General features: G+C 59.3%; 10 protein-coding genes and 1 pseudogene. 6 read left to right on the top strand and 5 right to left on the bottom strand.

Annotated elements, in window-relative coordinates; translation table 11 throughout:
• The first annotated feature begins 306 nt into the window (after positions 1-306).
• From NMG80_RS16085 to NMG80_RS16110, 6 genes and pseudogenes are all read left to right on the top strand, one after another.
• Complete coding sequence (locus tag NMG80_RS16085; RefSeq protein ID WP_254018988.1) at positions 307-2,388, top strand: gluzincin family metallopeptidase; 2,082 nt, start codon at positions 307-309, stop codon at positions 2,386-2,388.
• A 3-nt stretch (positions 2,389-2,391) separates the two neighbouring features.
• Positions 2,392-4,026, top strand: coding sequence for a ComEC/Rec2 family competence protein (locus NMG80_RS16090; RefSeq protein ID WP_254018989.1), 1,635 nt, complete (start codon positions 2,392-2,394; stop codon positions 4,024-4,026).
• 53 nt (positions 4,027-4,079) lie between these two features.
• Positions 4,080-5,189, top strand: a complete 1,110-nt coding sequence (locus NMG80_RS16095) for a patatin-like phospholipase family protein (RefSeq protein WP_254018990.1) — start codon at positions 4,080-4,082, stop codon at positions 5,187-5,189.
• A 2,325-nt stretch (positions 5,190-7,514) separates the two neighbouring features.
• Positions 7,515-8,048: pseudogene (locus NMG80_RS16100) on the top strand (TlpA disulfide reductase family protein); the annotation flags it as partial.
• Positions 8,049-8,321: 273 nt separating this feature from the next.
• A complete protein-coding gene (locus tag NMG80_RS16105) occupies positions 8,322-8,471 on the top strand; it encodes a hypothetical protein (protein ID WP_254018991.1) in 150 nt (49 codons plus the stop codon).
• A gap of 222 nt (positions 8,472-8,693) precedes the next feature.
• Entirely contained in the window at positions 8,694-8,933 is a 240-nt protein-coding gene (locus NMG80_RS16110) for an ATP-binding cassette domain-containing protein (protein ID WP_301943366.1), read from the top strand.
• Positions 8,934-8,997: 64 nt separating this feature from the next.
• On the opposite strand, the gene aepY is transcribed toward NMG80_RS16110, so the two are convergent.
• The 5 genes from aepY to NMG80_RS16130 form a co-directional block, all read right to left on the bottom strand.
• Positions 8,998-10,149 (bottom strand): phosphonopyruvate decarboxylase, encoded by a 1,152-nt coding sequence (aepY, locus tag NMG80_RS16115; RefSeq protein ID WP_254018992.1) that lies wholly within the window; start codon positions 10,147-10,149, stop codon positions 8,998-9,000.
• Positions 10,150-10,220: 71 nt separating this feature from the next.
• Complete coding sequence (locus NMG80_RS16120) at positions 10,221-11,066, bottom strand: EamA family transporter (RefSeq protein WP_254018993.1); 846 nt, start codon at positions 11,064-11,066, stop codon at positions 10,221-10,223.
• A 4-nt stretch (positions 11,067-11,070) separates the two neighbouring features.
• Positions 11,071-11,571 carry a ParB N-terminal domain-containing protein gene (locus NMG80_RS37870; RefSeq protein WP_436798627.1) on the bottom strand — a complete coding sequence of 167 codons (501 nt, stop codon included), beginning with the start codon at positions 11,569-11,571 and terminating at the stop codon, positions 11,071-11,073.
• A gap of 6 nt (positions 11,572-11,577) precedes the next feature.
• The gene (locus tag NMG80_RS16125) at positions 11,578-13,731 is read right to left on the bottom strand and encodes an NADP-dependent isocitrate dehydrogenase (RefSeq protein ID WP_254018994.1); all 2,154 of its coding nucleotides are present in this window, start codon (positions 13,729-13,731) and stop codon (positions 11,578-11,580) included.
• The gene (locus tag NMG80_RS16130; protein WP_254018995.1) at positions 13,728-15,143 is read right to left on the bottom strand and encodes a DUF6002 family protein; all 1,416 of its coding nucleotides are present in this window, start codon (positions 15,141-15,143) and stop codon (positions 13,728-13,730) included. The genes NMG80_RS16125 and NMG80_RS16130 overlap by 4 nt, the downstream gene beginning before the upstream one ends.
• Positions 15,144-15,174 lie beyond the last annotated feature (31 nt).

Consider the following 15,174-nt stretch of genomic DNA (forward strand, 5'->3'; position numbering starts at 1 on the left):
AGGTTGCCTGCTACCCATCCGAAACAAGGGCGACTTGCAGTTACCCGTATTTTGTGAGGTGTATTCGCCGGCGTGTCGTAAACTGATGTTTACTTTATGCGAGCGCATGAGTAATATTTCGATTGAAGTACATTGCCAAGTGTAGATTTCGGCTGAGTGGTTGCGGCCGTTATGGAGCTACGAAAGATATTACGTCCTGGCGTGTCCTCAGGTCGATGGTCGCATGCTCGACGCGTGATGCCCTATTGACTTGTCTGGAGTAGTCGAATCCCATTTGATGTTTGGATATTTTCTAGGGAGACGAGAGTGGCAAGCACGTCGGCCGGCAGCAACCTCATCCCTGAACCGCTCTCGCGCAAGCTGCGCGTCTTCGCCTTCGACCCCAGTGTGGCGGCGCAGTTCGATATGGCCGGCATCAGCGAGATGACGATCGACGTGCCCTGGGAGCGCAATCTGCAGCCCGGACCGGTTGGCGATTACATCGAGGTCATCGATGCCGATCCGGCGAGCGGTGCCTTCTATCGTCCGGTGGACCTCAACGATCCGCGCGTGCTCGCGCAGCAGGGCTTGCCCCCGTCCGAGACCAACCCGCAATTCCATCAGCAGATGGTCTACGCCGTCGCGATGGCCACCATCGTCCATTTCGAGCGGGCGCTGGGGCGTGTAGCCCTTTGGTCGTCGCACCACGACAAGGGCAGCCCTGAAGAAAGTTTCGTACGCCGGCTGCGCATCTATCCGCACGCCTTGCGCGACCGAAATGCCTTCTACAGCCCGGAAAAGAAGGCACTGCTGTTCGGCTATTTTCCGGTCGGTATCAAGGACGCGAACAACACCCCAGGCACGCTGGTTTTCACCTGCCTGTCGCACGACATCATCGCCCACGAGACCACGCATGCGCTGCTCGACGGCGTGCATCCACGCTTCAACGAGCCGATCAATCAGGACGTCCTGGCCTTCCACGAGGCCTTTGCCGACATCGTTGCGCTTTTCCAGCACTTTTCCTATCCCGGAGTGCTGCGCGACCAGATTTCGCGCACCCGAGGCAACCTCGCCAACGAGAACCTGCTCGGCCAGTTGGCGCAGCAGTTCGGCCGCGCCAGCGGGCGCGGCAATGCGCTGCGCGACGCGCTCGGGGACATCGACCCCAAGACCGGCAAATGGAAGCCCAAGGAGCCCGACGTTCGCATCCTCGAGCGCACCGCCGAGCCGCACGCACGCGGCGCCATTCTTGTCGCAGCGGTGTTCGGCGCCTTCCTCAAGGTCTATCGCAGCCGCACGCTGGACCTTTACCGCATCGCCACCGAGGGTACCGGCGTGCTTCGGGAGGGCGATATCCACCCGGACCTGACCCGGCGGCTGGCCGATGAGGCCGCGCGCACGGCGAGCTACGTGCTTCAGATGTGCATCCGCGGCATCGATTATTGTCCGCCGGTGGGGGTAACGTTCAGCGATTATCTGCGTGGCGTGATCACCGCCGACTACGACCTCAATCCCGACGATTCCTCCGGTTACCGCCTGGCCTTCGTGGAAAGCTTCCGGCAGTGGGGCATTCACGCCCATGGTGCGCGCAGCACATCGGTCGATACGCTGTTCTGGCCGACGGGCGAGACGGCCTTCGCCGAAATGCCAGAGCGTGACAGTGCGCCGGTCGCAGTGCCCGGTCAGGCTGCGCCGATTGATGACCTCACCGTCGAGGACTACCAGCGTGCGGAGACGCAGGCGATTCTATCGCTGCTCAACGACCAGGAATCGACGGCCGGGCCGGACCAGATGAGCCCTAAACGGCAGTCCGCGCGCACAGCCCGCAAGCTCGGTCAGGCAAGCGTCGAACTCGACCGCTACGAGGCCTGGGCGGAGATCGACACCAATGCTGCCATTGTCTGGAACTGGCTGATCGAAGGCGACGGGCGGCAGTTCGCCCGCAGCTTCGGCCTTGTGCTGGAGGAAGATGATCCCCCGCCCACCGTCTTTCGCTCGGCAACCAACCCCAACCGCGTCGCGGTGGAGGTGCATTCCGTGCGCTTGGCGCTGCGGCGCGGCTTTCGCGACGTGATGGACACCAATCTGCTGATCGAGGTGACGCAGCGCCGTCGTGGCTATTTCGACGCGGCTGAGCAGAAGCGCATGGACCGGTGCGGCAACACCGAATTCGCCAGGGCTGGCGACTTCAGTTACCGTGCCGGCTGCACGCTTATCATCAACCCATCCGACCTTTCGGTACGCCGGGTCATAAAGACAGCGGGCACAATCGCCGACAACAAGGAACTCGATCGCATTCGGAGCTATCTGGGCGGCGGTCTGGAGCCAGCGAACGCCTTCGACAGCGCTCGCCAGTTGCTCAAGGCGCGCGAGCCCTTTGCCCTTTTGCATCGCGACGGGGAGGGCTGACACGTGGCCAAGACGACAGCCAAGAAGAAGGCTGCGGCCGTTGGAGAGGTTGCGGCGCGGCTCTTGCCCAAGCCGGGCGAGGTCATCGTGCGCATGTACCGCATCGGCCATGGCGACTGCTTCCTGCTCGCTTTCGAGGGCGATGCTCCCGATAAGCCGGTCTATGTGCTGATCGACTGCGGCTACAAGCCCGGTTCGTCGAAGCTGGTGCATTTCAAGGAAGAACAGGCTCGCAATGTCGTCATCGGCCCCAACAAGATCAAGGACATCACCCAGAACATCCGCGACGCCACCGGTGGCCATATCGATGTCGCGGTGATCACCCACGAGCACCAGGACCACGTCAACGGCATCACCGCCAAGAATTTCGCTGGGATTTCCATCAGCGAAACCTGGTTCGCATGGACAGAGAATCCAGAGGACGAGCTCGCCAATGCTTTGCGCGTAAAGTTCAAGGATCAACTGATCGGGCTTATGGGCGCCCGCAACCGCCTTGCGGCGGTTGATCCCGACGCCACCGAGAAGATCGACCGGCTGATCGAATTCGAACTTGGGGGCGAGGACGAGCAGTTCAACGCTGTTAACGCAGTGCACGCGCTCGGAGCAGCCGCGGCCGGTCTGGAAAACTCTGCTAACAAGCAGTCGATGAAGCTGTTCAAGGATCTCGCCCGCAAGGAGGGCGGGATAAAGTATCTCAGGCCGCATGAGAAGGTCATCGCCGTCCCTCGCGCCAAGGCGCTGCGAGCCTTCGCGCTCGGCCCGCCCCGGGACGAGGCTTTGCTCGAAAGCCTCGACCCGAAAGGCCGGGAAGAATTTCACGGCGTGGGCCTGGCCTCGTCTGGCAACTATTTGGCGGCGGCGGTGGCCGGCGGCGCAGCGGGCGGCGACTCGCCCTTCGCCAAGCGCTACCGGCTCGACACCGATAAGGCATTCGCCGACCCGCAGCATGGCGCGTTCTTCATCACCAACTACGGCCAGGACGCTCCCGTTGGCGCTGGTGTCCAGCCGTCACCCTCGTCTTCTGCGCCTGAGTGGCGGCGCATTGACAAGGAGTGGCTGTATTCGGCCGAGCAGCTGGCGCTCGACATGAACAACGCCACCAATAATGCCAGCCTGGTGCTGGCCTTTGAGCTCGGCAAGGGCGGCAAGGTTCTACTGTTCGCCGCCGACGCGCAGCGCGGCAACTGGCTGTCATGGGGGCGGAAGAACTGGCGCGACGGCAATGACGTCATAACCACGAAGGACCTGCTGTCGCGGGCCGTACTCTACAAGGTCGGGCACCATTGCAGCCACAACGCCACGCTGAATGGCAAGATCAGCGACGAATGGGCCAATCTGTCTTGGATGGCGACCGGCGACGCCGCCGGTGAGTTTACCGCCATGATCACCGCGGTGCGCGCTTGGGCGGAAACCCAGAAGGGCTGGGATCATCCGCTGAAGGCGATCAAGGATGAACTTTTAATGAAGGCCTCCGGCCGCGTGTTTCAAACCGACACCGCCTTTGCCGCAATGAAGCCGGATGACGCGGTCGAGGCCGACTGGACCACCTTCGAGCAGCGCCTAACCGAGACTAAACTGTATTTCGACTACCGCATCAGGTGTGAGGGCTGCGAATGGCAGCCGGCGCGGCGACCCTGAACGCCAATGCGACGGCTGTTGAAGCCTGACCAACATACGATGAGCTTGAACGAATGGCGAAGAAGGTGAAACCGGAAAACTGGGACAGTCCCGCGCTAGCGCTTTCGGGCGGCGGCTTCCGGGCGACGCTCTACCATTGCGGGGCGCTGATGCGGCTGAACGAGCTTGGCTATCTCACCAAAATCACCCGCTTCTCCAGCGTCTCCGGCGGCTCCATCACCAGCGGCATGCTCGCCGCCGCCTGGCCCCGGCTGAAAGTTGAAAACGGCATGGTAACCAATCTCGATGCCGAGGTGATCGCGCCACTACGCGCCTTTTGCCGCCGCTCCATCGACACGATGGCCGTTGGCTGGGGCGCCGTGCTGCCGGGCAAGTCGATCGGTGACGTGCTCGCCGATGCCTATGACGACATGTTCAAGAAAATCACGCTGCAAGATTTGCCGGACAGCCCGCAATTCGTGTTCGACGCGACCAACCTGCAGACAGGCCGGCTGGTGCGGCTGATGAAGAAGCGGCTTGCCGACTTCACCATTGGTGAAATCCGCAATCCCCAGGTCCGGGTAGCCGTCGCCGTCGCGGCGTCCAGCGCCTTTCCGCCGGTGCTGTCGCCAGTCGACATCAAGGTCGATCCGAAGAGCTGGGTGGAGCTGGATGGCGCGATCCACCATGGCGATCCCGCCTATACTCGCACCCTGTCGCTGACCGGCGGCGGCGCCTACGACAATCTCGGGCTGGAGTCGATCGACGACTTCAGCACGGTGATCGTCAGCGACGCCGGCGCGCCCTTCGGGACTGAGGAGACGGCCTCGACGCTTTGGCCACAGCAGGCCATGCGCGCGCTGGACATCGCCACCGACCAGGCTCGAGCGCTGCGCAAGCGCCTGCTGTTCGCGCAATGCGCGGCGGAAGACCGCCTCGCCGTCTACAGCGGCATCGACAGCAACCCGGCCGAATATCCGGCCGCGCAGACGCTGAACCCGGATTTAGCGTTCACGACCAAGCTGGCGCGCATGCGCACCCGGCTCGACCCTTTCTCGGACCAGGAGCAGGGTCGCCTGATCAACTGGGGCTGGCTGATGATGGACGTTGCGATGCGCAGCTACGTGACCAAACAAGCACCGCCGCCGTCCAGCCTGCCGCTGCCGAAATACCCGCTTCGATGATCGGCTGTTGAATCTCAAGACCCGCGGTATCCACCCGGCGTTAGTCCGCAAGATTCTGCGATCAATCCACGAGAACGCCCGACCTGGCTGCCGCCGGTGCGTCCGTTATCTCACGCCGCAAGCAGCGTGCCATGACTATCTACTAAGGCAACATTGGACCGACGCGTTACATTCGCGCGCCGAAAACCGGTCCCTTCCCGCACGATTCCCGGAATAGTCACGATCACGGCAACACTCTGCCACCCGACCGGCGTCGACCCCCATCAGCCTCGCAACTACACTCGTGCCGGTCTCGAACCAACGTTTCGGCCACATGAGGGAAAGCGCAAGGACCCGAAGCAGGTTCATGCCGACAGGAAAAGCTTCTCGGCAAGACGCAAAGGGTCTTATGAAGGATGAACTGAGGCGCGATGCGTGGAAATGGGAGAATTGTCTCCACACGTCCGTTTCATTCCTGGGCAAAACGCTACACAACCCCGTGCTCGACACTCACTACAATGCGCGAATGGGTGGCCGCAACTTCACCCCGCAGGTCTAGCTCCCCTACGCTCTGGTCGTTAGTGTCCAAGCCAGGCAGCTCACCAACCTCTATGATCGCGTTGTGACAAAAGACGCTCAGCAGCTTGAGGCGTTCCAGCCGATGATCGAAATCCCAGTGGCCGTCTGAAATCAGCGTACCCAACCATCGGCTGACTTCAGTCCAACAATTGGCGTCTAACAGGATATCCAAAGTGGCGAGCTGTCAGGTAAATCGATGAGCGGCAGCCCTGCGAGTAACGTGTTCTCTGGGGTCGGGCGGCTTTCCTGCCGTTCCGGCTATCGCCGTGGGTCGTCTCAATGGCCGTTTCTAAGCGTAACCGCAACCTCCAGCTGGTCGTCGGTTCCGCCTTCAGGCGATGGCGAAGCCACCCCAACGGCCAAGATCAGGCGCAGCAGCCATCCGTTCCCACGACTCTTTTTTGATCAGACGCGGTCCTGGGCGGATGCTTCGCATCCGAACAACCCCTCGCCTGAACTCGCGCTGAGTCACCTTCTGACCCGGCCCCCCCAAAGATACTCAGGCGGGAGTGTCTACACTACTCAAGACCGAGAGCTTGGCGCGATTGTGGTTCGTGGTTGTAGCGGGGTAACAAACTGTGTAACAAAAAGCGCGAAAAGACCAATTTTTTCATGGTCATAGGCGTTAGATCGAAAGACGCTGGGTCCGCCAAACCATGTGTGGGCCTGTTGCACAGGCTAGGAACCAGACGACCAAGAGGTTCAAGCATCTAGTGGCTAACAACGCCCCATTTTTTCAGCGTGGCATGATTCTCCAAGGCCTACCAGCCCCCCTGACGTCCGGTCCACCGCTCCCGAGCTCGCGTGCTTTGGCGTGAAATGCGCGGGAAAGGCTTTCGGGACCAGATCGGTGTCATCCCTGAATGGGCGCGGCGGCGACGTCTGGCCGAAAAGGCCGATCAAAGCGTACTTCCCCGCACGCCGTCGGCACGAAGCATTGCCAGGCTCATCAGAGCCAATTTTGCACGCCGGTTCACACCCAGAATGATCGTCGTGAAGGCTGTCCAGGAAGATCAGCCGGATGTCACCGAGGCGTCGATTGAATGAATCTATGCGGATCAACGAGCGCATCTGCAAAGACCCGCTGAATTCATGATTGCCCAGCCGAAGACGGTATGGGAATCTTGAGTTCTCACGATGTCGCGAAATGGCCGGTAGGCTGAGCCGACGGACACTGAAGGCGATGGGGGTGGCGCGAACGCGGCAGGATCTCTTCGTGCCGGCGCTTGCCAAGCTGGCCTGCTGCCTACCGCGTCGGCGTGAAGCCGGTGATCGGAATGGAGGAAGGCCGACAATCGGCCTGTGCTCGTCCGGTGTATAACTTCCAGTGAGATGATGCCGCTCGAGTTCTTGGGTCGAGCTTGCGACGTCTCGGTGATGATAATCTGGCGTGTGGCGACGTCAACACCGAGGGCAACGATGCATGGGGACGATGTCATGCAGCGTGTGGCACGCGCTCTCATGGCCCCGGCACTTCGGGACCGTGCGGATGGCCACGCTTTTTTTGGCGGCGCAAAGCGCGTGATCCGTGTCCAAAACCCGACAAGCGGCAGAAAACACGTCAGGTGCATTACAACCGGCCATCTTGGGACTGCGGAGGTTTTCCGGATATTCACGCGCTTACTGGGGCGCTGACCGCGCTGGCACGGCCTTTGCTGATTGAGCCGCGGCAACACTGAGTGAGGTGACTGCACGCAGACGCGCAAAACGAGCGATGACCTCTTCCATGAAGTCCCGCATCCTTTGGCAATAGCTTTGGAGATCAGCATGGTATTGCAGATGGAGTCCCCGGCTCCTTCGATTCAAGTGGAAACCTGGCTGCGTGGCGAGGCCCTGACGAGCTTTCAGCCCGGCAAAGTGTACATCGTCGAATTTTGGGCAACGTGGTGCGAGCCATGTGTGAACGCGATGCACCATCTGATGCAGCTGCAGGAGAGATATAAGGACAGCGGAGTTGAGATCGTCGCAGTCGCGGCGCATGAACACGCTCCAACGGCCGTTGAGGCCCGAACCAAGTTGGACGCGTGGTTGACCGAAAAGTGCTCGAATCTGAGCTATCGGATCGCCTTCGACCACACAGGGGCAATGAACAAGCTTTGGATGGAGCCCAGCCTTTCTGTCGTGATTCCGACCTCGTTCGTGGTCGACCGAGACGGCCACATTGCCTTTATCGGTTATCCGATGCACCTCGATGAGGTTTTGCCGAAAGTGCTTAACGGCAGCTGGCGCACGAGCGATCAAGCAAAATCCGTCGATCCCAAGCGCATCGCCACAAACCAACCCATAGCTCGCGAACAAGCTTAAGAAGCCGGTCGCCCGGTACTTTCATGAGGGCGGCAACAAGGATCGCGCGATCGAGTTGACGACTGGCAGTGAAGTCGCTGGAACGCCCGGAGCCTATGGCGGACTGAAACCTGCTACCGCCTTAGGCCTTGGCTAACTGCAACGGTGAGAAGGTCGTTGCGGCGCTCTCTGTAGACCCCACCCAGGCCACGGAATATCCTGCACTGGTAAACAGACGGCATGTGACTATCCCTTTCGCGGATACCGCGCTGGGATGTGCCGAAGCCCCATATGGCGCGACACCTGACCCTTTTGTCCGCCGAGGGAGAGACGCGGCTTTACGCCGTTCCACCCTTCAAAGGGTGGAACCGCTCGTCTTTTCCGATGTCCCGTACAGCGTCGAGGATCACGCCCGCCACACCTGCTTCCGTTCGGACCTGAAAGGGTTCTTCATGAACGAGATCCGTCAGGCCGACGGCAGCTCGCGCTTTAAGGTTTCCGATAGCGGCCTCGGAACAAAGGCCGTCCCGCGCGCCGGCGAAGACCGTCCGCATCGGAGCAACTTGGTAACGCGAAGGGAGAGGCGATGAACCTGATCGATAGCCCCTCATTAAACGCGAGCTCGACAAGCCTCGCCTTAGACGCACCGAGCCGGTCGTGGCGATGCCCGGCGTATCCCATAGCTTCGGGCCGACCAGGGCCTTGATTGGTGTCGATGTCTACGTCTATCCAGGTGAGGTTCTCGGCATTGTCGGGGAGTCCGGGTCCGGCAAGTCCACGCTGCTCAAAATGATGAATTTGGAAGATACTCCGAACGAGGGCAGCTATCTCCTCGCGATACCTGGAGCAGGCGACAACGTCTTCGAGCTCACTCTTGTCTCGCAGAGTCTCGCTAACTCGTGAGGGTGATCGCTTGCAGTCGGTATTCGAAAGGCAAATCGCCTTCGACAGATGATCACTGGTGCAATTAAGGAACCGTGTCCCGGTGATCCCGAACCCCCACGGTTGCAAGGAAGTCGTTCTTGTAATCCGACAGTGGGCGATCGGGCCTTGGCAGTTTTCCGAAGCTCTGGAGACCGCACCGGATCTCGAAAAACGCGGGGACCGTGTGACTAGCGACTTCCTCCAGCGCGGATTTGAGGTATCGTTCGTTCGTGACCCTTTTACACCATGCGTATCCCATTCCCTCCGCGATCTTCGCCAGATCGGCAGAAGCCGAGCAAGTGGGAAAGCCACCGACCGAATTATGGCAACCATTGTTCAGCACGATGTGTTTGAAGCGTCCGCCCTGACCAGGGATGACCGCATTGCTGATACCGTGCATCAGAAATGCTCCGTCGCCATCAATGCAATACACGTCGCGGCTCCCGTCCGCTCCCGACGCGCCTGCTGCAAAGCTTGAGGCGAAACCCATGCCGCCGACGCATGGAATATGGGTAAATCTCCGCTCTCCGCCACGCTCGCTTTCGAACAGCATGACCTCGCGAGCGGTGTAGCCCGTGCTGCTGAAGACGACGCTTCCTTCGCGGATCGATTCCAGTATCGCAGTAACCGCTACCACGCGATCAACGCTTTCCTCGAAGTTCGAGATACAAGGGGCGGTCTCGGCTGCAGTCTCGCGCGGAGCGACAAACGCACTGCGCCGTACAAGCAGCGCGGCGTGCCGCCTTTTTTGATGGCTCTCCAGGATGTGTCGGCGAACTCGATCTTGTGCCGTTCTGGCGTCCACAATCAGCGGATCTATCCCCAACAGGTCGAGCATGGATTCGGTAATTCTGCCCATGACCATGTGTTGTGGCTCGTCTTTTGTTCCAGGCTCACCCCGCCATCCCACGATCAAGGTGAGCGGAATATCGTAGACGATTGGCGAGAACATCGACACGAGCGGGTTGAGCGCATTCGGAAGCCCGGAATTCTGCATATAAACTCCGGACGGCTGCTTTGACGCCATCGACCTACCTGCGGCCATCGCCACCGCGCTGCCTTCACACGCGGCAATCTGGTGCACGATGTTGGGGTGGTCGTTCAGCTCAACGATGAATGGTATGAGGGCGGAATCCGGCACGCCAGAAATGTAATCAATGCCGACCGCTGATAATGCATCGACTAATACCGCCATATTGAAACCTCCAAAAACAGAGAAACCGTACCACTCGCGGTTCCCTCCGAATTACCGTTTGCAGGTCTCGTTTAAGCCCAGACCCGAAGAAGCACGACGCCAACTAGCGTCACTGCAAGAGCCACCCGGCGGGTCCGGTTGAAATGTTCGCCGAGCACCAGAGCGCCGAACAATGCAGCGAACACCATGCTGGTCTCGCGTATCGCTGAGACGAGCGCGATGGGCGCTACCGTCGAAGCCCAGATCACGATCACATACGCCGACGTAGCGACAGCGCCGGCGACGGCGCCCGTTTTCCAAGCTGTTATCATTTGCGTTCCAAGCGCGCGTCCACGTTCACCGATCGCGAGCAAAAGTGTCGGAAGACCGCCAACAAGCATCAGCCAAACGATGTAGGTCCACGCAGTATCCGAACTCCGAGCCCCAATCCCGTCCATGAGCGTGTAACCGGCGGTACAAATCCCAGTGCCGACGGCAGATTTAAGCGCGTGTCTTTCGGTTATTGGTTTGGCTTTCATCGTCAGCGATAAACTCATTATTCCCAGCGCGATAAGTCCGACCGAGATCGCCGCAGGAATTGATATCGTTTCACCAATAAGCGTCATCGAACCGAGCGCCACGAGAAGAGGGGATGTTCCCCGGGCAATCGGATAAACGTAGCTGAGTTCACCGAACCGGTATGATCGAATCAAGAACCAGTAGTAGCCCGTGTGGATCGCGGTCGATGCGAGCAGATATGGCCACGCGGCGGGCGGAAGGACACCTACTAAAGCAACGGCCGCAAGTGCGAATATGATCTGAGTCGTCTTAATCACCGCGACGACGGCCAGCTTATCCCCATTGATCTTCACCAAGGCGTTCCACGTCGCATGAAATATTGCAGCGCTTAATACGAGGCTGAAAACACCGGGCGACATCTCTTCAGATCTCCCGCCGTCGTTCATCAGTGTAATAGAGGAGACCTTTGTTCAGGCCGGTCAATGCTGTGCGAATTAGTCCAATCTTAAAGCGGTGCCTCGACATCTTGCACTCGAGAAGGCGACCACTGAGCGCTGCGTCGCGGACGAGGGACCCGTCCACAACGATGCCGTCCCGCCAACTGGTGACGGAAATTAGCGAGTCCTTGTCATAATCTGAGAGGATTGCTGGGATGAACCGGGCTCGTATCCGCTTGGAAAGAACCCAAGGTTGATTGTGGCCATCCAACAAGATGTGGTTTCGACTGTCGACGAGGATCGGCGTCGTGAAGTGTCCGCAAGCGACGATGTCATCGCCCAGTTGGCAGGCGTGCACCGGGTAGACCTGCTCGTGCGGCTTTGTCGTGCCTAGTGGCAGGATATCTGCTAAAAGGCCCGTGCTTGTCGGAATTCCGCCAATGAATGAATGAGCGGCGGTTCGGGGTGAAATCACAGTAGACATCATCGTACATTAAGTAAGCTTGCCCAGAGGTACGCATTCCTCCAGAATTTTGTTGAGGTGCCGGCTTGGCCGCATGCACGCTTCTACAAGCTGTCCATTTGGATAGTAGTACCCTCCAAGATCTACTGGGCCTTCGGACGTGCCGCGCAATTCGGCCAATATTTCGGCTTCTCCTTCCGAAAGGGCGGAGTGAATTGCATCAACTCCGGCTAACCCGGCTTGGTGCCGCGAGAACCAGCCTGTCCAATGCTTGGCAAGCCAGAAATGCACCTCCCGGGTGTCGACGCACGCGGCAGGTGTGCTGTGCCGCACTTGTTCGATTGCAGCCTCTAGCCCCTCTGCGAGCATGCTTAGCTGGTCGTCGTGCTGGTAGCGGGCGCAGCAGCGAAAGGCTTCCGCGAAAGCTACCCACTCGTAGACCGGGTCCCACCGCAGTATGCCTGACGCAATGAAACGGTGAAATGTACTGGGCGCAGTGCCGCCGGTGCCGACCTCGAAGACATGCCCGCCGCCGGGAAGCACGGAGTATGACCGAACAAGCCGCTTCCGTTCCCCGGCGAGCGCAAGAATCAGTTCTGAAAGAAAGTCGCGCAAAAGGTTTCCGACCGCGAGCACGATGCCGTTTCCGCCCCTGAGTTCTTGGAAGGCGAATCTCGTTCCATCGGCGATGTTCATGAATTTCGCTTCCCGCGCTGCCCTTCCTCGACTGACGAGATGGTCTGTCACCGCACGTCTGATCAGTTGATGAAAGGGTCTGTCGAGATCCAGCAAGAAGATCGCCTGAGTTCCTGTTTCGTCGGCCTTTTGCAACGCAGCCTCGCACCAAACCTCAAGTGCCGACGCAGAAACTTTCATCATTCGCCAGATGTCACCAGTGTACGCGCGTTCGATGTAAATCTCGGCCCCGTGGTCAGGTAGCACCCGGACGCAGCCATCAGCCGAGACCCGAAAAGTCGTTGAGTTTGCTCCATATTCTTCGGCGCCGTCCTTCGTTAACCCGACGATCGTTACGGCGCCTATTTGACCCGGCCGGAGGGCTCCGAAGATTCTGAAGTCGTCGAGTACCGCCTGATAGAGATGGCCGTATGTGCTATCCGGTATCACGAACTTTGCAGGTCCCTCCGAGCCATCCACAAGAGGAACACGGCCGCCGCGCAGTATTGCATCTGCCATCAACCTCGCGGTGCTCGGCTGCACCGAGGGGGCAAATGACTCCATCTTGTTTGGGGGACCCGATTGGGATGCGCTCGATTGCCCGGAACGGGCGCTAACGTTCGTCCCTCGGGTGACCTCGACTCGCGACGACGATCGGGTGGCGGGACTAGTGTCGTCAAGATTGAGCGAAGATGGGTCCAAGGCTCGTTGATCATTGATCTCGCTGGCCTCGACCGAAATGTACTCGTCCGCCTTAAGCACGGTCCGTTTGAGTTGTAGCGAAACAGCCAGTCCGCGCCCCTCAGCGTCGTCAAACTCCTCGCGCAGAAACGATCGAAGGCATTCCTTCCGGATAAAGGAGAACGAGCATATGTCTCCAGCCAGGAGCTCGATATGCGCAGCAAGTACACGACCTTTCCCACCCGGTCCGAACAACTCAATGTTAACGAATTGCTTATCCGAGATCGAAACCGATTGCTCCGTTTCAGCAAAACCGCCCTCGTCCATCGAGACCACGACTGTGTTCGGATCGATGAAAGGTGAGGCACCGCCCATCTCTGATGGCGCGTAACGAGTTGGTTTGTGATTCCGCAACTCGCGAATCATGGCGCCTTGACGCAATTGGCGATTTATCACGCTTCCAAGCACTGGCAAGCTTGGAATGACCTCGCCAATTTCGAGGGCGTTTCGAACGTCGGCGTCCGCAATTGCTCCGGCGCGCAGCAACTCCGCGACAGCCGCGCGCGCCTGATTGGCATTCGCACCGATGCAAGGTGGCTTGATTATGATGGCGTTTGGTTCCGCTATAGCTGCCGCCAGGCAGGTTTGCGGGTGATACGCGCTCCCTGCTGCCGACGGGCCGGCAACCGAGAGGACTAGAGCAGCCAAAGACACATCGAGCTCGTCGATCTCAATGCCAAACTGGCGTGCAATGGCTCTTACGATCGGCGACCAAGAGTACCAACTTAATCTCGGCGACTCATCCGTTTTGCAGTAGAGCAATCTCATCGCTTGGCTCGCTCGAACGACTCCATCGCCTGCCGCACCTTGGGAATGAAAGGAGCCAAAGACGCCTCGACAACTGCTACCCTCATATCGTCGGGAGATGCGACTGGCCGCAAGTGGTCAGCGGGGAGACTGGAGAAGTCCTGCTTCGCATAGGACCCAGTCACATGGATCAAAAGCTCGCTCGCCGAGGGCACCAGATCCCGATCGATCGCGTTTAACGCCCCCGTCAACACCATCGTCATCGACCATTCTCGCAAATCTCGCGGATCATGCGGCAAGCTCAAATCTGTGTTCCTCAGGAGATGTCGCAGCTTTGGGTATTGCTGGAGGCATTCGTACAGCGATACGACGATACCCTCGCCTCCTTGGCCGGACATGATTTCTCGCACCAGCTCGTTGGTTGCAGGGTTTCGGCTATAGAAGGTGGAGTCGATCACCTCCTCGACGTCATATGTCCGGACTGGGAAGAACGGCTGCTCGTTCTGCACGTAGAGGCCTGTCTCTTCCTGCAAGGTATATGCCGGGAGATTCTCCCGGGAAAACGAGCCGTAGTGGAGGTCCAGGACAAGGTCGGGCGTTCCGAGATGCTGAATAAGCAGCCACCGCCGGTTGTCACCCACGTCCACCCCGTTCTTTGAAAGGAACTCGAGACCGAACTGGTGGCCGAGCAAGCCAAACGCACTTGAGACTGCTTGGGCCTGAATACGCGGTGTATCGTGGTGGGCAGGACCCAATTGATCTATCTCGAAGAACGCGCGAACGGCATCAGCCATCCGATAATTGTTGAGATCGTATGTATGCCATACGTTCAGATTGTACCGGTCCTTCAGATCCTGCGAGGTTTGCCGCACGAACTCCCTAGTCATTGCTTTGACGATCGATCCGTCTTCTGCGTCGCAGATAAAAACCGGGTTCAGCCTGCGGAGCTCCGCGTCCTCCGAGAGTGTGCTCGACCAGAGCTTGGAGATGCTGTCCTTGGGCACAACAATCGCGATACGAAGTTGATCTGGCACCACAAGCCCACATTCGAGCGCGCGCAAGACGGCGTCACGCAGGGCACCGCCCTTGTTACCGGAGGTCGGCGTCACAATCAGAATCGACTCGCCGGTCGCCCGAATATGCTGGATCGCCCGCGCGACCATTACGAGTGAAGCAAACGTCTTTGTCGTACGCGTGCGTGGGTTTCCTACTAAGTTAAGGACGTTCACCTGCCGGCCCCGATAGTCACCCAGCCGGTGAAGCGCGATGGTCGCCGGTTCGAAGAATGAAACGAGCTTCTCATCTAGAGGTGGAAGCTCGTACCCCGGTTTGAAGCCTGGCTCCTGCGTTCCCAGTCCCGGATTGGACGAACAGATGGAGCCGACCGTCGCGATCTTATCGTAATATGTTACCAGAGCCGATTCCTTAGACACCTCATCCTCCTCTATTGTCGAAGCCTTAGCG

The sequence above is a fragment of the Mesorhizobium escarrei genome (assembly GCF_935825525.1).
Classification (GTDB): domain Bacteria; phylum Pseudomonadota; class Alphaproteobacteria; order Rhizobiales; family Rhizobiaceae; genus Mesorhizobium; species Mesorhizobium escarrei.

Coding starts and splice junctions, on each gene's coding strand:
- NMG80_RS16095 (WP_254018990.1), top strand. CDS start 4,080: ATGGCGAAGAAGGTGAAACCGGAAAACTGGGACAGTCCCGCGCTAGCG.
- NMG80_RS16105 (WP_254018991.1), top strand. CDS start 8,322: ATGGCGCGACACCTGACCCTTTTGTCCGCCGAGGGAGAGACGCGGCTT.
- NMG80_RS16110 (WP_301943366.1), top strand. CDS start 8,694: ATGCCCGGCGTATCCCATAGCTTCGGGCCGACCAGGGCCTTGATTGGT.
- aepY (WP_254018992.1), bottom strand. CDS start 10,149: ATGGCGGTATTAGTCGATGCATTATCAGCGGTCGGCATTGATTACATT.
- NMG80_RS16120 (WP_254018993.1), bottom strand. CDS start 11,066: ATGTCGCCCGGTGTTTTCAGCCTCGTATTAAGCGCTGCAATATTTCAT.
- NMG80_RS37870 (WP_436798627.1), bottom strand. CDS start 11,571: ATGATGTCTACTGTGATTTCACCCCGAACCGCCGCTCATTCATTCATT.
- NMG80_RS16125 (WP_254018994.1), bottom strand. CDS start 13,731: ATGAGATTGCTCTACTGCAAAACGGATGAGTCGCCGAGATTAAGTTGG.